The sequence below is a fragment of the Pseudomonas sp. ZT5P21 genome, assembly GCF_054897785.1.
Map to the genome: position 1 here is coordinate 817,663 of NZ_CM142705.1, position 25,721 is coordinate 843,383.

24 protein-coding genes are annotated in these 25,721 nt (G+C 59.6%); 7 read left to right on the forward strand and 17 right to left on the reverse strand.

What is annotated here, in order from left to right; genetic code table 11:
- Nucleotides 1-46 precede the first annotated feature (46 nt).
- From urtA to ACYZT9_RS03705, 4 genes are all read right to left on the reverse strand, one after another.
- Nucleotides 47-1,312, reverse strand: a complete 1,266-nt coding sequence (urtA, locus tag ACYZT9_RS03690; protein WP_462008619.1) for an urea ABC transporter substrate-binding protein — start codon at nt 1,310-1,312, stop codon at nt 47-49.
- A gap of 319 nt (nt 1,313-1,631) precedes the next feature.
- On the reverse strand, nt 1,632-2,642 hold the full coding sequence (locus tag ACYZT9_RS03695; protein ID WP_462008620.1) for a FecCD family ABC transporter permease: 1,011 nt from the start codon (nt 2,640-2,642) through the stop codon (nt 1,632-1,634).
- Nucleotides 2,639-3,586 carry an ABC transporter substrate-binding protein gene (locus ACYZT9_RS03700; protein ID WP_462008621.1) on the reverse strand — a complete coding sequence of 316 codons (948 nt, stop codon included), beginning with the start codon at nt 3,584-3,586 and terminating at the stop codon, nt 2,639-2,641. Before ACYZT9_RS03700 ends, ACYZT9_RS03695 begins: the two co-directional genes overlap by 4 nt.
- On the reverse strand, nt 3,583-4,371 hold the full coding sequence (locus ACYZT9_RS03705; RefSeq protein WP_462008622.1) for an ABC transporter ATP-binding protein: 789 nt from the start codon (nt 4,369-4,371) through the stop codon (nt 3,583-3,585). The genes ACYZT9_RS03700 and ACYZT9_RS03705 overlap by 4 nt, the downstream gene beginning before the upstream one ends.
- A 381-nt stretch (nt 4,372-4,752) precedes the next feature.
- Between ACYZT9_RS03705 and ACYZT9_RS03710 the strand changes: the two genes are divergently transcribed.
- Nucleotides 4,753-5,007 (forward strand): hypothetical protein, encoded by a 255-nt coding sequence (locus ACYZT9_RS03710; RefSeq protein WP_462008623.1) that lies wholly within the window; start codon nt 4,753-4,755, stop codon nt 5,005-5,007.
- 55 nt (nt 5,008-5,062) lie between these two features.
- Here the strand turns inward: ACYZT9_RS03710 and ACYZT9_RS03715 are convergent, their stop codons facing one another.
- The 10 genes from ACYZT9_RS03715 to cbiE all read right to left on the reverse strand — a co-directional run bounded on the left by ACYZT9_RS03715 (nt 5,063) and on the right by cbiE (nt 14,092).
- Nucleotides 5,063-6,439: a PepSY-associated TM helix domain-containing protein gene (locus ACYZT9_RS03715; RefSeq protein ID WP_462008624.1), complete on the reverse strand. Its 1,377-nt coding sequence runs from the start codon at nt 6,437-6,439 to the stop codon at nt 5,063-5,065.
- 171 nt (nt 6,440-6,610) lie between these two features.
- A complete protein-coding gene (locus ACYZT9_RS03720) occupies nt 6,611-8,728 on the reverse strand; it encodes a TonB-dependent copper receptor (RefSeq protein WP_462008625.1) in 2,118 nt (705 codons plus the stop codon).
- 189 nt (nt 8,729-8,917) lie between these two features.
- The gene (locus tag ACYZT9_RS03725; RefSeq protein ID WP_462008626.1) at nt 8,918-9,373 is read right to left on the reverse strand and encodes a DUF2946 domain-containing protein; all 456 of its coding nucleotides are present in this window, start codon (nt 9,371-9,373) and stop codon (nt 8,918-8,920) included.
- 21 nt (nt 9,374-9,394) lie between these two features.
- Nucleotides 9,395-9,874 carry a copper chaperone PCu(A)C gene (locus ACYZT9_RS03730; RefSeq protein WP_462008627.1) on the reverse strand — a complete coding sequence of 160 codons (480 nt, stop codon included), beginning with the start codon at nt 9,872-9,874 and terminating at the stop codon, nt 9,395-9,397.
- A 48-nt stretch (nt 9,875-9,922) separates the two neighbouring features.
- A complete protein-coding gene (locus ACYZT9_RS03735) occupies nt 9,923-10,321 on the reverse strand; it encodes a DUF2946 domain-containing protein (RefSeq protein ID WP_462008628.1) in 399 nt (132 codons plus the stop codon).
- Between the two features lie 97 nt (nt 10,322-10,418).
- A complete protein-coding gene (locus ACYZT9_RS03740; protein WP_462008629.1) occupies nt 10,419-10,709 on the reverse strand; it encodes an addiction module antidote protein in 291 nt (96 codons plus the stop codon).
- Nucleotides 10,710-10,712: 3 nt separating this feature from the next.
- Nucleotides 10,713-10,988 carry a type II toxin-antitoxin system RelE/ParE family toxin gene (locus ACYZT9_RS03745; RefSeq protein WP_462010148.1) on the reverse strand — a complete coding sequence of 92 codons (276 nt, stop codon included), beginning with the start codon at nt 10,986-10,988 and terminating at the stop codon, nt 10,713-10,715.
- A gap of 77 nt (nt 10,989-11,065) precedes the next feature.
- Nucleotides 11,066-11,794, reverse strand: a complete 729-nt coding sequence (locus ACYZT9_RS03750) for a cobalt-precorrin-6A reductase (protein WP_462008630.1) — start codon at nt 11,792-11,794, stop codon at nt 11,066-11,068.
- Nucleotides 11,791-12,888: a cobalt-precorrin-5B (C(1))-methyltransferase gene (locus ACYZT9_RS03755; protein ID WP_462008631.1), complete on the reverse strand. Its 1,098-nt coding sequence runs from the start codon at nt 12,886-12,888 to the stop codon at nt 11,791-11,793. The genes ACYZT9_RS03750 and ACYZT9_RS03755 overlap by 4 nt, the downstream gene beginning before the upstream one ends.
- Nucleotides 12,881-14,092, reverse strand: coding sequence for a precorrin-6y C5,15-methyltransferase (decarboxylating) subunit CbiE (cbiE, locus tag ACYZT9_RS03760; RefSeq protein ID WP_462008632.1), 1,212 nt, complete (start codon nt 14,090-14,092; stop codon nt 12,881-12,883). Before cbiE ends, ACYZT9_RS03755 begins: the two co-directional genes overlap by 8 nt.
- A 168-nt stretch (nt 14,093-14,260) precedes the next feature.
- Between cbiE and ACYZT9_RS03765 the strand changes: the two genes are divergently transcribed.
- The 6 genes from ACYZT9_RS03765 (at nt 14,261) to ACYZT9_RS03790 (ending at nt 20,723) form a co-directional block, all read left to right on the forward strand.
- Nucleotides 14,261-15,013, forward strand: coding sequence for a hypothetical protein (locus ACYZT9_RS03765; protein WP_462008633.1), 753 nt, complete (start codon nt 14,261-14,263; stop codon nt 15,011-15,013).
- Between the two features lie 143 nt (nt 15,014-15,156).
- Nucleotides 15,157-16,464 carry a precorrin-3B synthase gene (cobG, locus tag ACYZT9_RS03770; protein ID WP_462010149.1) on the forward strand — a complete coding sequence of 436 codons (1,308 nt, stop codon included), beginning with the start codon at nt 15,157-15,159 and terminating at the stop codon, nt 16,462-16,464.
- Entirely contained in the window at nt 16,457-17,083 is a 627-nt protein-coding gene (locus tag ACYZT9_RS03775; protein WP_462008634.1) for a precorrin-8X methylmutase, read from the forward strand. The genes cobG and ACYZT9_RS03775 overlap by 8 nt, the downstream gene beginning before the upstream one ends.
- Nucleotides 17,083-17,814 (forward strand): precorrin-2 C(20)-methyltransferase, encoded by a 732-nt coding sequence (locus tag ACYZT9_RS03780; protein WP_462010150.1) that lies wholly within the window; start codon nt 17,083-17,085, stop codon nt 17,812-17,814. The genes ACYZT9_RS03775 and ACYZT9_RS03780 overlap by 1 nt, the downstream gene beginning before the upstream one ends.
- Complete coding sequence (gene cobJ, locus ACYZT9_RS03785; protein WP_462008635.1) at nt 17,814-19,517, forward strand: precorrin-3B C(17)-methyltransferase; 1,704 nt, start codon at nt 17,814-17,816, stop codon at nt 19,515-19,517. The genes ACYZT9_RS03780 and cobJ overlap by 1 nt, the downstream gene beginning before the upstream one ends.
- A 408-nt stretch (nt 19,518-19,925) precedes the next feature.
- Nucleotides 19,926-20,723 carry a hypothetical protein gene (locus tag ACYZT9_RS03790; protein WP_462008636.1) on the forward strand — a complete coding sequence of 266 codons (798 nt, stop codon included), beginning with the start codon at nt 19,926-19,928 and terminating at the stop codon, nt 20,721-20,723.
- A 53-nt stretch (nt 20,724-20,776) separates the two neighbouring features.
- On the opposite strand, the gene ACYZT9_RS03795 is transcribed toward ACYZT9_RS03790, so the two are convergent.
- The 3 genes from ACYZT9_RS03795 to purD all read right to left on the reverse strand — a co-directional run bounded on the left by ACYZT9_RS03795 (nt 20,777) and on the right by purD (nt 25,610).
- Nucleotides 20,777-21,373, reverse strand: a complete 597-nt coding sequence (locus ACYZT9_RS03795) for a MarC family protein (RefSeq protein ID WP_017336334.1) — start codon at nt 21,371-21,373, stop codon at nt 20,777-20,779.
- A gap of 64 nt (nt 21,374-21,437) precedes the next feature.
- Nucleotides 21,438-24,215, reverse strand: a complete 2,778-nt coding sequence (locus ACYZT9_RS03800; protein WP_462008637.1) for a hybrid sensor histidine kinase/response regulator — start codon at nt 24,213-24,215, stop codon at nt 21,438-21,440.
- A 99-nt stretch (nt 24,216-24,314) separates the two neighbouring features.
- The gene (purD, locus tag ACYZT9_RS03805) at nt 24,315-25,610 is read right to left on the reverse strand and encodes a phosphoribosylamine--glycine ligase (protein WP_462008638.1); all 1,296 of its coding nucleotides are present in this window, start codon (nt 25,608-25,610) and stop codon (nt 24,315-24,317) included.
- Between the last annotated feature and the right edge of the window lie 111 nt (nt 25,611-25,721).

The following is a 25,721-nucleotide window of genomic DNA, read 5'->3' on the forward strand; positions in this document are numbered from 1 at the left end:
CAGGAATTTGTGCCGGCCTCAGGTACTGAGGCCGGCACCCAGTGGCTTAGTTGCTCTTCACCGCATAATCCGGCTTCTTGTCGTTACCCGAGATGTATGGGCTCCACGGCTGGGCACGGATCGGGCCTTCGGTCTGCCACACCACGTTGAACTGACCGTCCGCTTGAATCTCGCCGATCATCACCGGTTTGTGCAGGTGGTGGTTGGTCTTGTCCATGGTCAGGGTGTAGCCGGACGGCGCGGCAAAGGTCTGGCCAGCGAGGGCTTCGCGGACTTTGTCGACGTCGGTGGACTTGGCTTTCTCCGCCGCTTGCGCCCACATGTGGATGCCGACATACGTGGCTTCCATCGGGTCATTGGTCACGGCTTTATCGGCGCCTGGCAGGTTGTGTTTCTTGGCATAGGCTTTCCAGTCGGCGACGAATTTCTTGTTCGCCGGGTTCTCCACCGACTCAAAGTAGTTCCACGCCGCGAGGTTGCCCACCAGCGGCTTGGTATCGATGCCGCGCAGTTCTTCTTCACCGACCGAGAACGCCACGACCGGAACGTCGGTGGCTTTCAGGCCTTGGTTGGCCAGCTCTTTATAGAACGGCACGTTGGAATCGCCATTGACGGTGGAGATAACCGCTGTCTTGCCACCGGCGGAGAATTTTTTGATGTTGGCCACGATGGTTTGATAGTCGCTGTGGCCGAACGGGGTGTAGACCTCCTCGATGTCCTTGTCTGCCACACCTTTGGCGTGCAGGAACGAGCGCAGGATTTTGTTGGTGGTGCGCGGGTAGACATAGTCGGTGCCGAGCAGGAAGTAACGCTTGGCGCTGCCGCCTTCTTCGCTCATCAGGTATTCCACCGCCGGGATCGCCTGCTGGTTCGGCGCGGCGCCAGTGTAGAACACGTTCGGCGACATCTCCTCGCCCTCGTACTGCACCGGGTAGAACAGCAGTCCATTGAGCTCTTCGAACACCGGCAATACCGATTTACGCGACACCGACGTCCAGCAACCGAACACCACGGCAACCTTGTCCTGAGTCAGCAACTGACGGCCCTTTTCCGCGAACAGCGGCCAGTTCGACGCCGGGTCGACCACCACCGGTTCCAGCAGCTTGCCGTTCACGCCGCCCTTGGCGTTGATCTCGTCGATGGTCATCAACGCCATGTCCTTGAGCGACGTTTCGGAGATCGCCATGGTGCCGGACAACGAATGCAGAATCCCGACCTTGATGGTCTCGGCGGCCTGGACCGTCCAGGTCATGCCCATCGCGGCAATGCTTGCCGAAAGTGTAAAAGCCTTGATCAAGCTGCGACGCTTCATTGTGCGATCTCCATGAACTTATGAATTTTCTTGGTTGGCAGATGCGGACTACTGAAGGCTGTTTTGCAAGGGCTGTGCCCAGTCGGAAAAAGGCAGGGAAATGTCGTATCAGAGCGGTTGTGTGGTTGGTGGTGCGCACCATGAGGGATCGCGAAGGATGCGCTGGTGCGGCGAGGTGCGCCACATTGGGGCGAAGACAGGCTGCCCATTTCTAACACTTGGCACCCGTTACTGTAGGAGCGAGCTTGCTCGCGATGGTGTGTCAGCCAATGTGATGTCGACTGATACACCATCGCGAGCAAGCTCGCTCCTACAGGGATCAGCGGCGGCGCATCAGGCCGATGAAGAACAGGCCGCCGATTGCGGCGGTGGCGACGCCGATGGGCAAATCTTCGGGAGCGATCAGCGTGCGCGCCGCGACATCGACCCAGACGAGAAAAACGCTGCCCAACAGTACGCAAACGGGAAGAAGCCGGCGGTGTTCAGCTCCAACCAACCGTCGTGCAATGTGCGGCACCATCAACCCGACGAAACCAATTGACCCGCTGATGGACACCAGCACCCCAGTCATCAGCGACGCAATCAAAAACACCTGCAGGCGCACGGTGCGAGCGTTCAAGCCAAGCGTCACCGCTGTCTGTTCACCCGCCATCAATGCATTCAACGGTCGCGCCATGCCGGAAAGCAAAACCAGCCCGAGCAACACGCTGGCAGCGGGCACCGCGAGCAATTCCCAGCGTGCCAGTCCGAGCCCGCCAAGCATCCAGAACATCACCGCCGAACTGGCGCGGTGATCACCGAGAAACAGCAACAGGTTAGCGATCGCCATCATCACGAACGACACCGCCACACCGCACAACAGCAGTCGATCACTGTCCAGTCGACCGTTGCGGTTGGCGATCATCAGCACGATCAGCATGCTCAGCAACGCGCCGATAAATGCCGCGATTGGCAACGTCAGCAGGCCGACGATTTCACCGAGATGCAGCACCACGATCACTGCGCCAAGCGTTGCGCCGGACGTCACCCCGAGCAAATGCGGATCAGCCAACGGATTGCGCGTCACCGCTTGCAGCACCGCGCCGATCAATGCAAGGCCAGCGCCCACCAGCGCGCCGAGCACCATGCGCGGCATGCGGATCAACCATACGATATGTTCCTGTCCCGCCGTCCAGCTCACGTCGCCGATACCGAACGCCTTGTGCAGCAGAATCCTCCACACCACGTCCACTGGCACCCGCGCCGGGCCGAAGCCCAGCGACACCACGCACGACACCAGCAACAGCGCGCCGAGGGCGATCAGCAACAATGCGTAGCGACGATTAATCATTCGCCGTGGAAACCCTTGGCCAGGGTTTCGACTGCCAGCACGTTATCGATGCCCGGCGTGGCCTGCACATACGGGATCACAATGAAGCGCTGATTTTTGATCGCGTCCACTGATTGCAGCGCCTTGTTGTTCAGCAGGAATTGCTCCTTCTGTTCGGCGGTGACTTCGCCGTAATCGACGATCACGATCACCTGTGGATTGCGTTCGACCACGTTTTCCCAGTTCACGCGGGTCCAGCTCGCGTCGATGTCATCCAGGATGTTGCGCCCACCCGCCGCGGCGATCAGCGCTTGCGGCATGCCGAGGCGGCCGGAGGTCATGGCGCGGTCTTCACCACTGTCATAAAGGAACACACGAGGTTTATGGGCGGGCAGATCCTTGCGCACTTCGGCGACTTGCGCCTGCATCTGCGCGATCAAGGCATTGGCACGGTCCTGCACGTCGAAGATTTTGCCGAGGTTGCGCAGGTCGTTGTAGGTGTCTTCCAGGCTGGCCGGTGGACGCTTCATGACGAAGGCGCAGGACTCGGTGAGCTCGTAGACGTTGATGCCCAGCGGCTGCAGCGTCTGCGGCGTAAGATCACCCCCCACGCGCATGCCGTAATCCCAGCCGGCGAAGAAGAAATCGACATTGGCATTGAGCAGGGATTCAACTGATGGGTACTTGGCCGCCAGTTCCGGCAAGCCGTCGAGGAGGGTCTGCATGTCGGGCGTGACCGACTTCCACCCGGTGACGCCGCTGTAGCCCGCCATACTCGTTTTGAGTCCGAGGGCGAGCATCATTTGGGTCATGTTGATGTCGTGACTGACCGCGTGTGTCGGTGCTCGCTTGAACGTTACTTCGCGGTTGCAACTCTGGATTTTCAGCGGATATTTCGTGGGCTCGGCAAACGCTTGGGCACTGCCCAGCAACAGCGCGACGCACAGCAGGGAACGCAAAGTCATGGTTGGGTTATCCAGGTGATTCGTGGGTAGCCGTGCAAAGGGTGTTCATCGATCAGCGCTTGGACGCCGAACACATCGTGCAGCAGTGAGGCGGTCAGGACTTCTTTTGCTGTGCCGCTGGCGACGATTCGGCCGTGATTGAGCACGTACAGCCGGTCGCAGAAAGCGGCGGCAAGATTAAGGTCATGGATGCTGGCCAGTGTGCCGATCTTCAGGCGCTTGACCCGTTGCAGCAACTCCAGCTGGTAGCGTGGATCAAGGTGATTGGTGGGCTCGTCGAGGATCAGCACTTGCGGTTGCTGAGCCAAGGCGCGGGCGAGAATTACCCGTTGCTTTTCACCGCCGGAGAGGGTGGCGAAAGCGTGGTCTTCGAAGCCTTTCAATCCGACCGATTCCAATGCATGTGTCGCAAGGGTTCGGTCCTCCTGCGTGTCGCCGTCGAACAGACCTTTGTGCGGTGTGCGACCCATGGCGACCACTTCGTCGACGGTCAGGCCGAAGGCATCGGGGAATTCCTGCAACACCACGGCGATGCGTTGCGCGCACCAGCGGGAGGATTGGTTCCAGACGTTATGGTGGTCGAGACGGACCTCACCGTTCTGCGGTTTGCTGAAGCGATAAGCACACCTCAGCAGGCTGGTCTTGCCACTGCCGTTGGGGCCGATCAACCCGACGAACTCACCGGCGGCCACGTACAGGGAGGCATCACGCAGCTGGAACTGGTGATGACAGTGGCCGTGGCCCAGAGGTGTCCACGCGAGGTGTGTGAGGTTCAGCGAGGTCATGCATGTGCTCTGAGATGTGCGGGGATGCTGATAGCGCCTTCGCTCCCACAGGGATTGCGCAAAACCTGTGGGAGCGGGCTTGCTCGCGAAGGGGCCCTGAGCAGCCTGAAGAGTTCGTTTAAAGGCGCGAAGTTTACAGAACCCTCTGCCTCGCGCATCTCGCCCGTTTCATTATGAAGATGAGGACAATTCAGTTTTTTTGTTTAACAGGTTTTTAATCGCCAGACGGTATAGCGAACTATCACTTCTGACAGTAGATCGAAAAATCTGGCGGTTTTAGTTTCGGACCTTGTCGAGATTAAAAAGGGAGCGCCCACCGTGCGGGTATCAAACGCCACCAGAACGATTGGCTCTTTAGTTTTCTGGTACTGCGCAGCGCTCATGGCAGAACAGGATTGCCTCAGCATCTGGCAGCAGAATCCGGTCAGCCAAAGCTGTAAAGCCTACGTCCGTGCGGCCGCGCCGGAGCAGATCACACCGATGCTCGTCGATCTTCAGAACGGCGAGTGTCGAATCACGCTCACTTGCAAAAACTGGTACGGGGGCGGTACGCCTAATCTGTCCCGGGATATCGAGAAAGCCGAGTTGTTAAACCTCCGCAACTGTGACGGCGAGTTACAGATCGGGCCCTGTTGAGTCGATCAACCTGAACAGGGTCAGCGAAAACACTGACCCTGAGTCAGGTCATCATTCAAGCCGCCGAATCAGGCTCAGCTTGCCGGTTCAGGCGTGTCAGCAGCACTCGATCCAGCAGCCAGACCACCACCAACGAAGCGCCCACCAACGGAAACGCCACTGCCAGCACCAGCATGATCGTCACGCCGGTTTTCCATGTCGGCAAGTCATGGCGCAGCGGTGGAACACCGAACTTGCCTTGCGGGCGACGCTTCCACCAGATCACCACGCCGCTGACGGCACTGAGCAGAATCATCAGGCAGATCAGCAGCACGATGATCTGGTTGACCACACCGAACATCTTGCCTTCGTGCAACATCACGCCGATTTCCGTGGCGCGGGCGACGGTGCCGTATTGCTCGAAGCGCACATCGGCGAGGACGTTTGCGGTGTACTGATCGACATGCAGGGTGGCGTCGTTGCGCGGGTCGTCGGCGAACACTGCGATGGTGAAAACGCCGGTGGCCGTGGTCGGGAACGTAATGCTGTAACCCGGCTCGACCTTGCGCTGTTCGGCGATGTTCTGCACGTCTTGCAGGCTGATGGTCGGTGCTGCAGGGCCGGCTTGCGGGGCGCCGTGGGTCATGTGTTCGGCGTGGTCACCGGACATCGGCATCGGTGTGTTTTCCATCGCCCAAGGCACGGTCTGGCGGGTGGCAGTGTTGAGGCTGCGGGCCTCGACGTCAGAGGTCGGCACGTTGTCCCACATCGCAGCCGGGAACACGTTCCAGACGCCGGCGTATTGCTTGCCCCAGAACCCGGTCCAGGTCATGCCGCTCAGCAGCATCACCAGCAGAAGCGCGGCACCCCAAAAGCCGGTGACGGCATGCAGGTCGCGCCACAGCACGCGACCGCGACTGCTCAGGCGCGGCCACAAGATGCCGGCGGCCTGGCCGCGTGGCCACCACAAAAACACGCCCGAGACCACCAGCACAATGCCCCAACCGGCGGCCAGTTCGATCAGCCGATCTCCGACCGTGCCGATCATCAATTCACCGTGAATCGCACGGGCAACGGCTTGCAGATTCTTCTTCGCGTCTTGCTCGCCGAGGATGTCGCCGTGAAAGGGATCGACGAATACATTCAGCTCATTGCCGGCAATGAGCACGACAAACTGCGCGCTGCGTTCAGCGTTGATCGGCGGCAGGTATTGCTTGATCGTGGCGTGTGGATAAGCCTCTTTTACCCGCTTGAGCAGGTCGTCGGCCGGGACGCTGTGGTGACCGGCCGGGACGTTCATCAGGCTGCCATACATCAACGGATCGAGTTGCGGTTTGAACAGGTAGATGACGCCGGTTATCGCCAGCATCACCATAAATGGCGCGACGAACAGACCGGCATAGAAATGCCAGCGCCAGGCCAGGTTGTAGAAATTCGGTTTGGGCTGTTTCATTGGTTGTGCTCCGCTTGGCTTGGGTCTTTGTTGTTGTCTGGTTCCTTGTAGGAGCGCGCTTGCTCCGGGCGGCGTTCCGACGAAGAACTCGAAGACACCGCGTTCATTCAGGCTGGTCGCGTTATCGTTAACGACCATCGCGAGCAAGCTCGCTCCTACAGGGCTAAGTTTTTAAAAGCTCATATCCACCTTGGTCCAGAGCGTGCGCCCCGGTTCCTTAATGGCCTGCGGGTCATTGGCCGGGTAGCCAAAACCGGCGTTGCCGGCCAGGTTCAAGTGCTCGGCGTAAGCCTTGCCAAACAGGTTGTCGACGCCGCTGCTGACCTTCCAGTTCTTGTTGATCCGGTACGCACCATTAAGCGAGAAAACGCCAAACCCCGAGGTCTTGTCGAAGTCCTTGCCGACCACGTTGCCCTTGTTCTGGTCGATGCGGTTTTGCGCCGCGACCACCCGCCACAAGGCACCGGCGCTCCACATGTCTGTGCTGTAGGTCAGGCCGAAACGTGCGTCCAGCGGCGGCATTTGCGGCAATGCGTTGCCTTCGCTGCTGTTCTTGCCCCAGGCATAGGCCAGGGTCGCATCGGCTTTCCAGTTCGACGTCAGCTTGTAAGCCGCACCGAGTTCACCGCCCATGATCCGCGCGTCGATGTTCTCGGCCTGCGAGCTCATGCCCATCATTCCGGTCGTGTAGTTGAACAGGATGTAATCGCGCACCTGCCCGACGTAACCCGAGGCCCAGGCTTCGAGGTCCGCGGTCTTGTATTGCAGGCCGAAGTCGAACTGGGTGGTTTTCTCGGGCTTGATCGAATCGAAGGCGTTCACCGAGCCGACGGGGCCCGAGTCGGGCGAGAACAGTTCCCAGTAATCGGGGAACCGCTGGGTATGCCCGAGGCCTGCATACAACGTGGTCGGGCTGTCCTCCAGGTCGTGCTCGTAGCGGATGAAGCCGCTTGGCAGGGTGTCGGCGCGGGTATCGTCGGCGGTCGGGTTAGGGCTGGTCATCATTCCCGAGCCGGTGGTTTGCCGGAAGTCTTTGGCCGAAGCGCGGTCCAGTCGCGCACCGGTGATCAGCCGGTCACGGTCGGCGGCGTACCAGGTCAGTTCGCTGAACACACCGTAGTTATGGAAATCGGCGTCCTTGGTGTATGGCAGGTTCTTGTAGGTGTCGATGCCCATGCTGCTGCGTTCGCGATGTTCGTTGGTCTGCGCGTCGATGCCGCTGATCAACTGCACATCGGCCCAGCGCCAGGTGGCTTTGATCCGTGCACCGAGGGTGCGGCGGTCAACGTTGGACGCCATCGGGCCGGCCATCATCCCGGTGCCGGACGGCGTGCGCAGCGTGTAGTTGTCCATCACGTGATCGGCGTAGTTGTAGTAGATCTGTGCTTCGATCTTGTCCAGCACGTCGCCGATGCTGGATTTTTCGAAGCGCAGGCCCAGGCTTTCGCGCAAGAACTGTGAACCGTCCATGCCGCGTCCTGCGTAACGGGCTTCGCCATCGCCTTTGCCCGCAGTGAGTTCCAGAAGCGTGTCGGCATCCGGGGTCCAGCCAACGGCGACGTCACCGTTCCACTTTTCGTAGCGCGACGCCACGGTGTCGTTGTTGCCGTCGCGGTAGTCGTCGGAATGCGCGGTGTTGCCGATCACGCGTACGTAACCCGACGGGCCACCCGCGGCAGCATCCACCACTTTGTCGAAACGGCCGTTGGAACCAACCAACACGCTGGCATTCACTCGTGTCCCGAGTTCGCCAAAACTTTCCGGCTCACGGTCGAACAAGATGGTGCCGGCCGATGCACCCGGTCCCCACAGCACGGATTGCGGGCCTTTGATGACGGTGAGCCTGTCGTAGGTTTCCGGAGAGATGTAGGAGGTCGGTGCGTCCATCCGGCCAGGGCAGGCGCCTAGCATCATGCCGCCGTTGGTGAGGATGTTCAGCCGTGAGCCGAACATGCCGCGCAGGACCGGATCACCGTTGGTGCCGCCGTTACGCACCAGGGCGAAGCCGGGAATGGTCTTCAGGTAATCGCCACCGTCACTGGCCGGCACCGGTTGGCGCGGGTCCTTCGGGTTGGTGACGATGGTCAGCGGTGAACTCGGCGCGATGGCAGTGATCACCGTCGGGCTCAGTTCTTCAGTGTGGCCGGCATGTTCGTCGGCCAACACCATAGGGGTCAGCAGTGCGCCGCAAAGAACGGCAGTGGCGTGCCTGAAACGAACGCGCGTTTCGTTCAGGGCAAAAGTAGCCTGGGCAGCGCTCAAGCGTGTGTCAGCAGAAAACCTGGACATGACAATTTCCATCGAACAGTCGTAAACGACACGGCCGGCAGCCTGCGTATTCCCTGTGGGAGCGGGCTTGCTCGCGAATGCGGTGTATCAGTCGACATTAATGCTGAATGACACACCGCTTTCGCGAGCAAGCCCGCTCCCACACAGGTTGCGGTAGCAGTTCCAAGACCGTGTGAGATCGGGTGGTGTTTACGCGACGATGGGCGGTGCGCGGGTGCGGGCGCCGGGAAAGAAGGTTTGCCGGGCGTGGCCCAGGCGTGTGGGAGGGGTGCTGAAGGTGCTGGTTTTTGGTGGATCGAATGCTACGAAGGACTGGCCACCCGTCAGCGCCGGGCAATTGAACAGCAGGCTGCAATACCCGCATTTTTCCCAAATTGCGTGATGAGACGCCTTGGGTGGGCAGTGTTCGGCGGCGGCTTGCGCGCCATGGTCGCCGTGCTCCATGGCCGGCATGTCCATGGGCATGTCCATCGACATGCCCATGGAAACTTTTATCGCGGAGGCGCGCTGATCCATCGGCATTGACTGAGAAATCAGCGGGCCGATGAAGATCATCAACATGGCGAACAGGCTGATCCAGCTACCGCGGTTCAGGCTCAAGGGCTGACGGCGGGAGGCGGATGACCTGGTGCTAAGCGGGCGCATGGGCGTATTCAGCTCTGGCGATTACGGTGTGTGCGCATGTGCTTGCATGCCGTCCGGCGCCGTTTTCTGCACCGTGACCTCGACGGTCACGTTACCGGACTTCTCGAAATGCATCGTCAGCGGGAAACGATTGCCATCGTTCAGCAGGTTGCGGTCTTTCAGTTCCAGCAGCATGACGTGATAGGCCATCGGTGCGAACGTAACGTCGCCACCGGCCGGGATTTCGACGCTCGGCACCTGGTGCATTTTCATCAAATCGTTCTGCATCACGTGCTCATGCAATTGAGCAATGCCGGCAATCGGCGAGTCGACGCTGAGCAACTTGTCAGCCGTTTTACCGCTGTTGTGAATCACGAAATACGCCGCGACCGTCGGTGCGTTAGGCGGTAATTCTTGCGACCACGGATGAGCGATCTCCAGCTCCCCAGCCTTGTATTCATGGGCATTGGCAAAGCAGGCAGGCAGCAGCAACGCAGCCAGAACGATAAGTTTGTTCAACATGGCAGTTCTCCGGAACGATTCAAAACGCAGGTCAATTGCGAGAAGGAATCACACCAGAGGGGAAGCACGGGGGTTGAGACTCGGCCATTGCTGATGCGGAGTGGGGGTGTCGAGAGAGGCGGCGGGCAGGCTTCGATTGGCTTCGAAACGCGCGAAATACAACTGCGGCACATGCCCGGGCAACGCCACCAGTGGTGCTGAGCCGGAACAGCACCAGCAATGCTGCATGTTGGAATGATCGTGGTTCTGTGGAGCTTTCTGTTCAAGCGCCCCCAGAGAAATCGCCACCATTTTCGTGCCAGTGGACGAACAGAAACTGCCCCACAATAGCTGTTCTGCCGGCGATTTCGCCGTCTGCGCCATCGCTCCGGTCATCGGCATGGCGAGCATGTTGAACAGCACTGCGAAGCAGGCTATCCAGGCAATTGCGAGCCGTTGTCGGGACATGGGAGAGATCCGGTTGAGTGGGCGATCAGGCGCGGCTATTTAGCCTGATCAGTGCCGATAAGTAAAAAGACCGCATGCGGTGTGGTGTCGCAGCGCATCAGATCGCAGTGGCATGTAAACGCAGGCCCAAGGCTTTCATAACCTTCATGATAGTCGCGAATTCCGGATTGCCAGTGCTGCTCAATGCTTTATACAGGCTCTCGCGACCCAGGCACGCATCACGTGCAACCTGCGTCATTCCCTGTGCTCTGGCGATGTCGTTGAGCGCCGCGCGTATCAGAACGCCGTCGCCGGAATCTTCTTCAAAGCAAGCGTCCAGATAAGCGGCCATTTCTTCTGGGGTTTTGAGAAACTCGGCGGCATCGAAACGGGTGAATTGTTCGGCCATAATCTACTCCTCATTACCCGTGTTTTGCGCCATTTGAATAGCGCGTTTGATATCTCGTTTTTGAGTCGATTTGTCCCCTCCCACCAGAAGCAGATAAACCTTCTCACCTCGATGAGTGAAGTACACGTTGTAGCCCGGACCGTGATGAACAGGCATTTCATGGACAGATTCACCTACAGGTTCGCAATCGCCAAAATTTCCATGTCCGGCTGCAGTTGGTCTGGCGATGATCCGAGCTTTTCCAATGGTGTCTCTCAGCGAATCGAGCCGGACCGAAATATAGAATTGAAGCTATTGACGTTACAGCCGGCTCTTTCCTAGAGTTTTGCGGGCAAAGTCGCAGGGCTCTCCAGGTTTCAGGAAAGGTCCGACACAGACAGGGCCGTCAGAAGGTTACCCACATCCCCAAACTGCCGATCAACCCCCGGCAACACCGGCCTTTTCAACACCAGCACCGGTACCCCCCGTTCCCGCGCCACCTCCAGTTTCGGCTCGGTGGCGGTGCTGCCGCTGTTTTTGCTGATCAGCACATCGATCTGCCGACGTTCAAACAGCTCGCGTTCATCGTCGATCAGAAACGGCCCGCGTGCGCCAATCACTTCGCAGCGTTCGTTGCCCGGATAAACATCCAGTGCGCGCAACGTCCAGAATTGCTCCGGCGGGATTTCTCGCAGATGTTGCAAGGGTTCGCGGCCGAGGGTGAACAGTGGTCGCTGGAACGGTTTCATCGCTTCGATCAACTCGGCCCAGTCGCTGACTTCGCGCCAGTCGTCCCCGGCTTGCGGCTGCCAGGCCGGACGCCTGAGTGCCCAGCAGGGAATGCCGGCCAGCTGCGCGGCAGTCGCCGAGTTCTGGCTGATTTGTGCCGCGTACGGATGCGTCGCGTCCAGCAGCAGATCAATGGATTCATCGCGCAGGAACTGCGCCAGGCCCTCAGCACCGCCATAGCCGCCGACGCGCACCCGGCAATTCAGATCGGTCGGTACTCGACCGACGCCGGCCAGGCTGTAAATGTGCGTGGGTCCAAGCGTACGAGCGATCGCCAGTGCTTCTGTCACGCCGCCGAGCAGCAAAATGCGCTTCATTGAAAAGCTCCCGCATGGCCAACAATCGCGCCCTGGCGATCGATGGCAAACACTTCGACCTGAACCTGCGCCGGCACCACACTGCGCGCAAATGCCAGCGCGCGCTGACAGACCGCGTCGCCGAGCGCGATGCCCGCCGCGCTGGCCATCGCCATGGCTTGCTGACTGGTGTTGGCTTCGCGGATCGCCTGCTGCAACGTTTCATCAGCGCCAACGTCCGCGGCCCATTCGGCCAGTTGCGGCAGGTCGATGCTCGAATGCCGACTGTGCAAATCCATGTGCCCGGCTGCCAATTTGCTGATTTTGCCAAAGCCGCCGCACAGGCTGAGTTTATCCACAGGCACTTTGCGCAGATGCTTGAAGACGGCGCCGACGAAATCGCCCATCTCGATCAGGGCAATTTCCGGCAAGTCGTAGACTCGGCGCATGGTGTCTTCGCTGGCGTTGCCGGTACATGCGGCGATGTGCAGGTAACCATTGGTTTTCGCCACATCGATGCCCTGATGGATCGAGGCAATGTAAGCCGCGCAGGAAAACGGCCGGACGATGCCGCTGGTACCCAGGATCGACAAGCCACCGATAATGCCCAGCCGTGGGTTCATGGTTTTCAACGCCAGCGCCTCGCCGCCCTCGACGTTTACCGTGACCTCGAAACCGCCGTGATAGCCAAGCTCTTCAGCGAGCAAGGTCAGGTGGTCGGTGATCATCTTGCGTGGCACCGGGTTGATCGCCGGTTCGCCAACACCCAACACCAGCCCTGGCCGAGTGACTGTGCCCACACCATGGCCAGCACTGAAGCGAATACCCGGTTCCGCGTTCAATCGCACCTGGGAAAAGAGCAGCGCGCCGTGAGTCACGTCCGGATCATCGCCGGCATCTTTGATAGTGCCGGCTTCGGCGCCGTCAGCCACTAGCCGACAAAACTCCAGGCGCATCTGCACATGCTTGCCTTTGGGCAGGACGATGTCCACTGCATCCGCGCGCTCGCCACCGAGTAGCAAGCGAGCGGCCGCAAGGCTGGTTGCGGTGGCGCAACTGCCCGTCGTGAGGCCGCTGCGTAGCGGTGCGGGTTGTTCGGCGGTTTCATCACGCATCGAAAGGTTTGACCACGTCCAGCAAGGTAATCGGCAGCGCCTGGCGCCAGGTGTCGAAGTCGCCCAGCGGTTGCGCCTGGGCAATGTGAATGCGCGTCAGCTCGCCGCCGTGCTGCTCGCGCCAGGCCATGAGAGTCATTTCACTTTGCAGCGTGACGGCGTTGGCGATCAGGCGGCCACCGGGTTTCAGCTGGGCCCAGCAGGTGTCCAGCACGCCCTCGCGAGTGATGCCGCCACCAATGAAAATCGCATCCGGGCGCTCAAGTCCGGCGAGGGCTTGCGGTGCTTTGCCGCGTATCAGTTGCAAACCGGGTACGCCCAGCGCGTCGCGGTTTTGCTCAATCAACAGTTGCCGTCCTTCATCGGTTTCGATGGCCAGTGCCCGGCAACTCGGGTGGGCCCGCATCCATTCGATGCCGATCGAGCCGCTGCCGGCGCCGACATCCCACAGCAGTTCACTGGGCACCGGGGCCAGTCGAGCGAGGGTGATTGCGCGCACATCGCGTTTGGTCAGTTGACCGTCATGCTTGAACGCCGAGTCCGGGAGGCCGGCCAATCGCGACAGACGAGGCGCATCGGCTTCGGCGATGCATTCGATGGCGACCAGGTTAAGGTCGGCAATCACCGGGTCGGCCCAATCGTGGGCGACGCCGTCGATGCGCCGTTCGGCTGCGCCGCCCACATGTTCCAGCACGGTAAGACGGCTCGGCCCGAATCCGCGCTCGCGTAACAGCGCAGCGATCGCCGCAGGGCTTTGGCCGTCGTTGCTGAGCGCCAGCAGACGAACGCCGCTGAATAACTGCGCGTTCAGCGCCGAAATCGGGCGGGCGACGATCGACAGCGTGACCACCTCCTGCAATGGCCAGCCCATTCGCGCGGCGGCCAGCGAGCAGGATGAGGGCGCCGGCAAGATTAGCATTTCGTCGCTGGGCAGTTGCCGGGCGAGGCTGGCGCCGACGCCGAAGAACATCGGGTCGCCACTGGCCAAGACGCAGACCGGTTCCCCGCGCAGGGCCAGCAATGCATCGAGGGAAAACGGGCTTGGCCACAATTGGCGTTCACCAGGGATGCACGCCGGGAGCAGATCCAATTGTCGTTGGTTGCCGAAGATCTTCGACGCAGCCAACAACGCATGACGGGCGTTTTTGCCCAAACCTTTGAAGCCATCCTCACCAATGCCTGTCACGGTCAGCCAGCGTGCCATGTGTGTGCTCTGTTCATCTGTATAAAGCGGCACATGATACGCGCCGGCAGTGAATGCGAGTAATAGAATGTTTTAAGTTGGCTGTTTCGGGCGGTGGATGGTGGTTTGAAAGTTGTATAGCCTGAACTTTCTTGGATTAACTATTTAATGGTTTAAAAGGAATTGACTATGGATATCAAGAAAGCAGGATGCCTGGACTTGACGGCTTATTCCGAAACATTCGAACGTGACTTCGGGCCGAGACAGACAACGGTCATTCCGCGTTTTGTCACGGTTGATCAACCAGGCGCCGCGGGATCTTTGTTGGGAGGAAATCTGGTCAGCACGGCAAGGGGCGTGTCCCGTCAGGACAAACGAGACGTCAACGCCAGCGTGCGGTATGCGCAGTGGTTTGCGAGTCAGGAGCGCGATCGTCAAACAGATCCCCAAGGTTGGTTTTCCCTGTTTGCCATCACGCTGTGGAGCATGGGCTGGGAGTACGAAGATGGCAGCGTTGTCGAGAAATATTACAGAAACTTCTCTGGTCAACTAAATCAGGCTTATTGGGATGTGATCTCTGCTGTTAACAGTCCAATGGCGAAAGTTACAAAAGATATGTTTGATGCGTTATTGACTAATTCATCAGCCCTTTGGTCATTGTCCAAAGGAAGCCTGCGTGGCAAGGAGTTTGCAATTGCGCCCGCTGAATATGACAGCCAGGGGCGATTGTCATTGGGTTTGAATGATTACTCGCTGAGGGCGCGAGTCCAGCGCGAAGAGTTTCTGTTTTGGGACTGGAACGAGAGCAACGTAACGCTCACGCATCGAGCTGTGCCATTCACGCTGAACAGAGCAAGGTTTGATGAGGTCCGTCCAACGTTAAACGACCGGCTCGACATTGTCGCTGACGCGATATTCGAGTTTTATTCAGAGCGTCTGTGAGGGGCGTCGTTGATTGATTGAGGGGCGAAGCGTTTGCGACACGCGGTCTTAGGATGCCGTACGGCAAAGCAGGCATAATACCGCTCGCTTCCATCCGGAGGCGCTTCCACTTCTGATCGGTCGTCCTTTTGAACAAACTCCCTTTGCCCCTCGCGTTGCGCCCCTCGGCTTGTCCGGGGTTGCTGCGTATCGTGCAGGCCAGGGATGGGGGTATCTGCCGGATAAAACTCGCCGGCGGCGCCATCAGTGCTGTGCAGGCCAACGCCATTGCCGATGGTGCACAGCGTTACGGCAGTTCAGTGATCGAGGCGACGAACCGGTCTAACCTGCAGATTCGTGGCATCGCACATGAACAGGCTGCGTTGATCGCAAGTCTGTTCGCCGCGGGCCTCGGCCCTTCGAATGCGGCGGGCGACGATGTACGCAATCTGATGCTAAGCCCGGGCGCAGGAATTGACCGGCAGATGCTGTTCGACACCCGCGATTTGGCTCAGCAGATCCTCGCTACCCTGCAAGAGCACGAACCCTTTCACAACCTCAGTGCCAAATTCGCCGTGCAGCTTGATGGTGGTGAAGGGGTCGCGATGCTCGAACACCCCCATGATCTGTGGTTGTCCGCCGTCGAGCGAGCGGGCGAGCGGCGATTGGCATTCGGTTTGGCGGGGTGTCCCACCGACTGGCCGGCAGGTTCGGTTGCGCTGGAAGATGGCCATGCGTTGGTGGTCGCCGTGCTGGAGTTGTTCCTGGAACTGGCGCAGCCCGATCAAACGCGAATGCGCCATTTGCTAAGCGAAATCACTGCCTCCGGGTTTCTCGCCCGCCTGGCCGAACGTGTGCCATTCAAATCCGTTGTAGCCTGGCAGCGTTCATTGACCTCAAACATTCTGCACATTGGCGCCCATCCGCAGGCGCAAGCCGAGTATGTCTATATTGGCGCCGTACCGCCGCTGGGGCGACTCGATTGCGCGATGCTGCGGGGTGTCGCTCGATTGGCGCAGGAGTACGGCGACGCAACGCTGCGGTTCACGCCATGGCAAAGCCTGCTGTTGCCGAACATTCGCCAGGAACATGCAGATGACGTCATCGGGCGCCTGCATCGGTTGGGCCTGTTGTGCGACGCGGATCAGCCCTTGTCCCGGTTGATTGCCTGCACCGGTTCCAGTGGCTGCGGCAAAGGCCTGGCCGACACCAAAGGCGACGCTCGACAACTGGCCGCGCTGCTGCGGCGTCATGGCCAGTTACTGAACGTGCATCTGACCGGCTGCTTGCGTTCTTGCGCCGCCGCGCATACCGCACCAGTCACTTTACTGGCTGTCAGCCCCGGTCATTACGACCTCTACTTTCGCGAAGCGGGGCAGCCGGGTTTCGGCGCCCTGCACGCACGCAACCTTACTATTGAAGCGGTCGACGCCTTGCTCGCCGCCCGTTCACGGAGCCCCCTTGATGCTTGATTACATTCGCGACGGTCAGGAGATCTATCGCAACTCCTTCGCGATCATTCGCGCCGAGGCCAACCTCAAGCGAATCCCTGCCGATCTGGAAAAACTCGCGGTCCGTGTGATTCACGCCTGCGGCATGGTCGATGCGATTGATGGGCTGCAATTTTCTGAAGGTGCGGGCAAGGCTGGTCGCGATGCGCTGGCCGCTGGCGCGCCGATTCTGTGCGATGCGCGGATGGTGTCCGAAGGCGTGACCCGCACGCGCTTGCCGGCGAACAATGAAGTGATCTGTACCCTGCGTGACGAAAGCGTTCCGGATCTGGCTCGCGAGTTGGGCAACACTCGCTCTGCCGCCGCGCTGGAGCTGTGGCGTCCGCACCTGGAAGGCAGCGTGGTGGTGATCGGCAACGCGCCGACCGCACTGTTCTATCTGTTGGAAATGCTCGACGCCGGCGCCCCGAAACCGGCGCTCATTCTCGGCTTCCCGGTGGGCTTCGTCGGCGCCGCCGAATCCAAGGCAGCGCTTGCGGCGGACAGTCGCGGCGTGCCTTTCGTCATCATGCAAGGCAGGCTGGGCGGCAGCGCCATGGCCGCCGCCGCCGTCAATGCCCTCGCCACGGAGATCGAATGATGCAGCAACCTGGACGTTTGATCGGCCTCGGCGTCGGCCCCGGTGATCCGGAACTGATTACCGTCAAGGCCTTGCGCCTGCTGCGCGAATCGCCGGTGGTGGCGTACTTCGTCGCCAAAGGCAAAAAGGGCAACGCCTTCGGCATCATCGAAGCGCATTTGCAGGATGCACAAACCTTGCTGCCGCTGGTGTATCCAGTCACCACCGAAGCGTTGCCGGCGCCGCTGTCCTATGAACAGGTGATCAGTGATTTCTACGATGCAGCCGGCGACGAACTCGCTGCTCATCTCGATGCCGGACGTGACGTTGCGGTGATCTGCGAAGGTGATCCGTTCTTCTACGGTTCCTACATGTACCTGCACGATCGTCTGGCCGAACGCTATGAGGCCGAAGTCGTGCCCGGTGTCTGCTCGATGCTCGGCGGCGCTTCGGTACTCGGTGCGCCGCTCGTGTACCGCAATCAGAGCTTGTCGGTGTTGTCCGGCGTGTTGCCTCACGACGATCTCAAGCGCCGGTTGGCCGATGCCGACGCGGCGGTGATCATGAAGCTGGGGCGTAACTTTCCCAAGGTCCGTCAGGTGCTCGAAGAGCTCGGTCTGGCGAAGCGTGCGCTGTACGTTGAACGCGCAACCATGGCCAATCAGAAGATCGTGCCGCTGGGCGAGGTGGAGCCGATGTCCTCGCCATACTTCTCGCTGATCATCGTTCCGGGTGAAAGGTGGCAAGGCTGATGACTCGTCCAGTTCCGGCGATTGTCATTCTCGGCAATGGCAGCCTCGCGACCGCGCGCAAGATTCAGCAGGTGTACACCGGGGCCTTGATCCACGGTCTGGCCGAGCGGGTTGAGGGCGCGGACCGTGTCTATCACGAATTCGGCGCCACCTTACGCGAGTTGTATCAGCAGGACACGCCGATCATTGCCCTGTGCGCGGCCGGTATCGTGATCCGCACACTGGCGCCATTGCTGCTGGAAAAAGGCGCTGAGCCGCCGGTGCTGGCCGTTGCCGAAGACGGCAGCGCGGTGGTGCCGCTGCTCGGTGGTCTGGGTGGCGTGAACGTGCTGGCGCGAGAAATCGCGGCTGCACTGAACGTGGCGGCGGCGATCACCACCAGTGGTGAGTTGCGATTCGGCACGTGCCTGCTTAATCCACCCAGTGGTTATGCCCTCGGCGACCTGGAGCTTGGCAAGCGCTTTGTTTCTGACTTGCTGGCCGGTGAAACAGTGCGCATCGAAGGCGAGGCGCCGTGGTTGGCGCAGGCGCAGTTGCCCGAAAACCCGCAAGCGCGGCTGGCCGTTCATGTGGGCTATGCCGAGCGTACGCCTGCGGCGAACGAACTTTTGATTTATCCGCGCAACGTGTTGGTGGCGGTCGGCGCCAGCGTGGGCAACTTGCCGACGTCGATTCGTGATGCATTGCATCAGGCAAAAATCGCTGTGCAATCCGTGGCGTTGCTGTTGGCTGCCGACAGTGAAATGGCCAGCCCGACGTTGCGTGAAGCGGCACTTGAGTTGGGCGTGCCGTTGCGCTTTGTCAACGATGCTGGTGCGCTCAGCGAACTGGTGTGCAATGCCGCCGGCCAGCCTGTTTCGATTTTTGGCGACGACGCCATTGCCATCGCGGTTGCGGAACAGCCTTTGGACCCAATGTCGATTGGCCGTGCTCGCGGCCGTCTGGCGGTGATCGGTCTGGGCCCTGGCGCTGCCGAGTTGATGGTGCCGGCGGTAAAGGCTGAACTGGCGCGCGCCAACGATGTGCTGGGCTACGAAACCTATGTGCGCATGGCGGGCCCGTTCCGCGCCGATCAAACGATGCATTGCACCGACAACCGCGAAGAGATGCAGCGCGCGCGTCACGCTTTCGAGCTGGCGGCGCAAGGGCGTTCGGTGGTGGTGGTTTCCTCGGGCGATCCGGGCGTTTTCGCCATGGCCGCTGCAGTGCTGGAAGCGCTTCACGAGTCTATCGATGTGTCGTGGCACAACGTCGAGCTGGAAATCCTGCCGGGTGTCTCTGCCTCACTGGCAACAGCCGCCCAGGCCGGTGCGCCGTTGGGGCATGACTTCTGCGTGTTGTCGCTGTCGGACAACCTCAAGCCTTGGGACATTATCGAGAAGCGCCTCGACCTGGCGTCGCAGGCCGATCTCGCTCTGGCGTTCTACAACCCGATCTCACGCTCCCGTCCCTGGCAGCTTGGGCGAGCGCTGGAAATCGTCGCTCGGCACCGTACGCCGCAGACGCCCGTCGTTTTGGGGCGCGACATCGGCCGCCCAGGTCAGACGTTGCGAGTGACAACCCTCGGACAGTTGACTCCGGACCAGGTGGATATGCGCACCATGGTCCTGGTGGGATCGTCCACGACCTGCGTGTTTACGCGTGCGGGTGGTGGTGATTGGGTGTACACCCCGCGCTGGTACGGAGAAAAACCCTCCTCCTGAAGATTTGCTCTTCGTTGAAAGGCCATGGCAGTCGAGTGATCGCTCGAAGTGTCGTGGCTTTTTTCATTTTAGTCGGTAAAAAAAGCGTTGGAGAATGTAGGTTAACTCCTGTCCGAGTAGCGAAACGTTACTTGCGAATGAACTTGGTGAGTGGGATTATTTACTTTTTTGTATAGGTCAGGTTCTCGCTTTATTGGCGCGAGGCGCTGAAGTGTGCGTATTCATTTGCTTGAAGCTAGCCTGGTTCTATTTGTTCTGATGTGAGTTTTGTGGTGGGGTTGTTATTTGTTAGTTCCGGTTTTCTTTTTTTGTATTTTTAAGGGTGTTGAAAGACTTTGTTTGGTGCGATAGGTTTTAGTGAGTGGCCTGATTGGGTCGCTTTATATTTACAATTAAATGGATTTGGAAATGAATAAAAAGAATGAAGTTGAGTTGAGTGCCTATTTTGATCAGTGCCTTGAAGAGTGTCAGGCTAAACTAAAGCTGATCGGTCCAAAGATTCAGTCGCGCTCGGCAGCGGTAGTGCAATTACCGATTGATCGGGATGAATTGAACGCCGCGATCATGGGCAGCGGTATCGTTGGCTTCCTGGAAGGGATGACACGGCGTAACAAGCGCATCGTAAAAAATACATACGCTTATGCCGATATTGCTTCCAAACTTCTTTATCCTGATAAAGCACAGAAGGTCGACCGCTACGACTGCTTCAATAAACTGATGTTCGCCATGGGCTGGACCCGCTATAACAGTGCCTTTACTCAATACAAGTCCACTACCGCCAAATTGATGATGGATAATGTAGCGCTGGATATTGTTTACTCTGTTGCCGGCGGCGTGGCGGGCCCCGCTGGGAGTGCATTGAAAGTTGTAGCAGAAAAAACCATTGAGGCACTAAAGAAACAACCCGATGCTGTCAAACTGTTCGAGCGTCATGCAATGGAAGGCAGTGGTGCAAATTTCGGCGTTTCCGTTTGCAAGCAAGACGCCGACGCTGAAGTCACTATGGTCGTAGGCACGGTGCGCTACGACTCATCGACCAACAATACAAAAGTTATTTTTGTTGAGTGGAACAGCTCTGACGTTGAGATCTATCAAGGTAAAGCACACTTTACTATCCACGAGGAGGACTTGAGGAAAGAGGCTGAGTGCATCAAGTATCTCGACGCTCTCAGAGAAGCAGTTTTCATGGAGTTTTCACCGGTTTAAATCATTCCGGTTGCCAGAGGCTTCGCGCCTCTGGCTTCCAGTCGTCGCTGCGGTTATGGCACCAGATATCCCTTGACCCCCGTGAAAATGATCTGCGCCGCCAGTGCACACACAAATAACCCCATCAACCGACTGACAATCTGCAGCCCTTGGTCGCCAAGAATCCGCTCGATGCGGTTCGACAGATAAAGCACAACCCCTACCGTGAAACTGGCCAGGGCGATGCTGAGGATGGCGGTGAGTTTGTCGTCCCAGTGTGGCTGGCTCACACCCATCACCAGCAGCGCGCCGATGGTGCCGGGGCCGACGGTCAGGGGGATGGTCAGCGGCACGATGGTGACGTCCTGCTGCACGTTGTCGGTCTGGACCGCCGACTTGCCTTGTGCCATGCCCAGCGCCGAGATGAACAGCACGCTGCCGGCGCCGATGCGGAACGCGTCCACGGTGATGCCGAACACGTTGAAAATGACCCGGCCGAACAGGTACAGCAAGACGCTGGATACCAGCGTGGCAGTCGCCACTTTCCACGCCAGCCGACGTTGTTCCTTGCGTGAGTAACCGCGGGTCAGGCTGATGAAGCAGGACAATACGAAGAACGGGCTATAGAGCACCAGCATCTTCAGATAAACGCTGAACAACACATGGAGCATGGTGCAAGCTCACTGGCGAGGGAAGTCGTGGGGGAGTCTATCAGGCGTTGCCGGGTCTGTCGGCTCAGGACGTTTGAGCTGTCGCCCGGATCTGCTGATCGCGCTGGGCCACCCAATGCTCGATCAGTTCGCGCAACTGCGACAACTCGACCGGTTTGGCCATGTGCCCGTCCATGCCGGCCTGACGTGCACGCTCTTTATGTTCGGCGAGGATGTGCGCGGTCAACGCCACGACAGGGGTGCGAACCCGCTGGTTGCCGACTTCCCAGGCGCGCAATTGCTGGGTGGCCGAAAAACCGTCGAGGATCGGCATTTCGCAATCCATCAATACCAGGTCGTAACGCTGCGCTTTCATTGCCTGCAAGGCCTCTTCCCCATTGCTGGCGGTGTCCGGTTGCAGGTTGAGTTTGCCCAGCATGCCGCGAATGACCTTGGTCGAAATGCTGTTGTCTTCGGCGACCAGAATGCGGAAATCACTGGGCACCTTGACCGGCAGGGTCGGGCCTGTAGGCTGGTGCGGCGAAACGGCAAGGCCCTTGTTGCGCTGGTTCAGTTCGTCCGCCAACGTGGTCTTGAGGGTGTAGCCGGCCACCGGTTTGGCGAGGATGCGCTTGATCCCGGAGTTGCGCGCGATGATCTTGCTCGGCGCATTGCTGATGCCGGTGAGCATGATCAGCAGGATGTCGTGGTTCAGGCTCGGGTCTTCCTTGATCTTGGCCGCCAGTTGCATGCCGGTCATGCCGGGCATGTTCTGGTCCAGCAGGACCACGTCGAAGTAATCACGCAGGTGCGCCTTGGTACGCAACAGTGCCAACGCTTCCTTGCCGGACGGCACGGCACTGACATTCAGCCCCCAGGCGCTGCACTGTTGCACCAGCACTTTGCGGCAGGTGTCGTTGTCGTCCACCACCAGCACCCGTGCACCCTGCAGCGGGCCATCGAGGTCGGAAGTCGGGTGTTCGAGGCGGTCAGGGTCCAAGGGCAAGGTCAGCCACAAGGTACTGCCCTGGTTGGCGCCGCTCTTGACGCCGAATTCGCCTTGCATCAAACGAATCAACTGGCGGGCAATCACCAGCCCGAGGTTGCCGCCCAGTCGGGTGGCCGAGAGGAAGTTCTTGCTGTGCAGTTCGGCGTGCATCAGCGCGTCGCGCTCTTCGGCATCCATAGGCTCGCCGCTGTCCTGCACGGCAATGCGCAAGCGTGGTTTGGCGCTGCGCTCGTCGAGGGCGACGACGATCAGGATTTCGCCTTCGTCGGTTTTCTTCAGGGCGTTTTCCAGCAGGCTCAACAGGGTCTGGCGCAGGCGTGTCGGGTCGCCGCTGATAACCCGCGGCACCTGCGGCTGGATAAAGCTGATCAGTTCGACGTTCTGCTGTTCGGCCTTGGCGCGGAAGATGCTCAGGCAATCTTCGATCAGCGCGTTGAGATCGAACTGCACGTCGTCCAGTTCGATCTGCCCGGATTCGAGTTTGGAGATGTCGAGAATCTCGTTGATCAGGGTCAGCAGTTCATTGCCGGCACTGTGGATGGTCTGCACATAGTCGCGCTGTTTGACCGAGAGTGGTGTGCCCAGCAACAGCTCGGTCATGCCCAGCACGCCATTCATCGGGGTGCGGATTTCGTGGCTGATTTTCGCCAGGAATTCAGCCTTGGCGTTGATCTCGGCGTTGCTGGCAGCGAGGTCGCGGCTGACACTGAAACGGTCTTCGGTGATGCTGCGCTGGCGTTCACTCAGGGCAATACTCATCAGCAGGCCGCTGATGCAGATGAATACCAGAAGGGCGGTGATCAGGCCTTGCGGTTCAATCAGTGTCAGCCCCAGCAGAGCCGGCAGGATAATCAGCGTGCCGACGTTGAACACCGCCATGGCTGCCACGAACAGCCGCGCCGGGCGATAGCCTTTTTGCCAGTGCCAGGCGCTGACGAACAACATCGTCAGGCCCGCCAGGGCGACCAGCGTATAGGTGATGATGTTCAGCGGCAGCGTATTGACGAACAACAGCAGCAGGCCGCAGACGGTGATGAGCAGAATATCGCCGAGCAGCAGTTTGTTCAGCGGATGCGGGCCGAGCGGGGCAAAGAAGCGGTAGGCAAACATCAGCCCGCACGGAGCGGTCAATAGCAAGGCGAGGTAGGCGCCCGGTGTTTGCACCGCGCGCCAGTCCGGTAACCACGGTCCCGCGAGGTTCAGCAGCAGCGCCAGGCTGAGCATCAGCAACGCTTCACACCCCGCCAGCCACAGGCTACTGCGCGACCGGGTGTACGCGTATCGAATCAGGTTGTGCAGAACCAGCATGCCGATGCAGCCGAACAGCAGGCCGTAAATCAGTGTCTGACTCTGATTGGCTGCGGTCATGATTGCTGATTGCAGGGTGATGTAAGGCCGCAACTGGTGTTCGGAAACCAGGCGCAGGTAAACATCAAGGGGTTTGTCGCTTTGCGGCAACGGCAACATGAAGTCGCTGTTGGGTAATGGCCGTTCAACCTGAGGCTGTTCGGTGCCGGTGTTCAGCTGATCGATCAGCTTGTCACCGTCCAGCACATAAAGATTGAGGTGCGACAGGTCGGGCGCAAACACCCGTAGTAGCTGCTCGTGCTTGCCAGGTGACAGCCTGAAGCGCAGCCAAAGCGCACCGCCGGGCTCGGCCGCGGTGAGGCGTTCAAGTTCGGTGGGGCTGAATTGGTTGGTGTAGCGAGCGGAACGGATATCGCTCAGCTGCAGGTCGCCCTGTTCGTCGAGCAATACCGCCCAACCACTGCCTTGCGCGGCCTGGGCCGGGAGCATGCAGAGCAACGTCAGCAACGTGACAGTGAAACCTATGGCAATCCTGAGCCAGCGCACGGCGAAATCCCTTCGTAGGTTAATGCCAGAATATAACTATGCGCGGCGGCGGAATAGTCCGGCAAGGGTCTGAAACCCTTGCCCGACCGAATGGAACGCTTATTCCTGATTTTCGCCACGCTCGCGGGCAATGGCACGATAGCCAATGTCCTTGCGATAGAAACAGCCTTCCCAGTCAATCTTCGCCGCCAGCTTGTAAGCCTGCTGCTGAGCAGCATCGACGCTGGCGCCCATGGCGGTGGCGCAGAGCACCCGACCGCCGGCCGTCACCACTTGACCGTCTTTGAGCGCAGTACCGGCGTGGAAGACCTTGCCTTCCAGTGCCGCCGCTGCATCCAGACCGCTGATGGCGACGCCTTTAGCGTAGTCGCCAGGATAGCCGCCTGCAGCCAACACAATACCGACGCTCGGACGTGGATCCCATTGGGCTTCGACCTTGTCCAACGCTTGCGCCAGGGCCGCTTCGACCAGCAACACCAGGCTCGACTGCAAACGCAGCATAACCGGTTGGGTCTCAGGGTCGCCGAAACGGCAGTTGAATTCGATGACTTTTGGGTTACCAGCCTTGTCGATCATCAGGCCGGCGTATAGGAAACCGGTGTAGACATTGCCTTCCTCGGCCATGCCACGCACGGTCGGCCAGATCACCAGGTCCATGACGCGCTTGTGCACTTCGCTGGTGACGACTGGAGCAGGGGAGTAAGCACCCATGCCACCGGTGTTCGGGCCGGTGTCGCCGTCGCCGACCCGTTTGTGGTCCTGGCTGGTGGCCATCGGCAGTACGTTCTTGCCGTCGACCATGACGATGAAGCTGGCTTCTTCGCCGTCCAGGAACTCTTCGATGACCACGCGCGAACCGGCATCGCCGAACGCATTGCCGGCGAGCATGTCGCGCACGGCGTCTTCGGCTTCGGTCAGGGTCATGGCAACAATCACGCCTTTGCCGGCAGCCAGGCCGTCAGCCTTGATCACGATCGGCGCGCCTTTTTCACGCAGATAAGCCAGGGCTGGCTCGATCTCGGTGAAGTTCTGGTAGTCGGCAGTCGGGATCTTGTGACGTGCCAGGAAATCCTTGGTGAACGCTTTCGAGCCTTCCAGCTGGGCAGCGCCCGCGGTCGGGCCGAAGCAGTCCAGGCCACGGGAGCGGAACAGATCAACGACGCCAGCCACCAATGGCACTTCCGGGCCAACGATGGTCAGGGAAACGTTCTTCTCGGCAAAATCAGCCAGTTGCTCAAGCGCCAATACGTCGATAGCGACGTTTTCGCACTTGGCTTCAATGGCGGTGCCGGCGTTGCCTGGCGCCACGAAAACCTTCTGTACGCGCGGATCCTGAGCCACTTTCCAGGCCAGGGCGTGTTCACGGCCACCGCTGCCAATGATCAAAACATTCATTTCAAAAACCTCGGATGACGCTAATTTTTGATAGCACCGCAGGGGAGCTTTTATGTGGGAGCGGCGGTGCGACGATTCGACTTGCTCGCGAAAGCGGTGTGTCAGTCACTA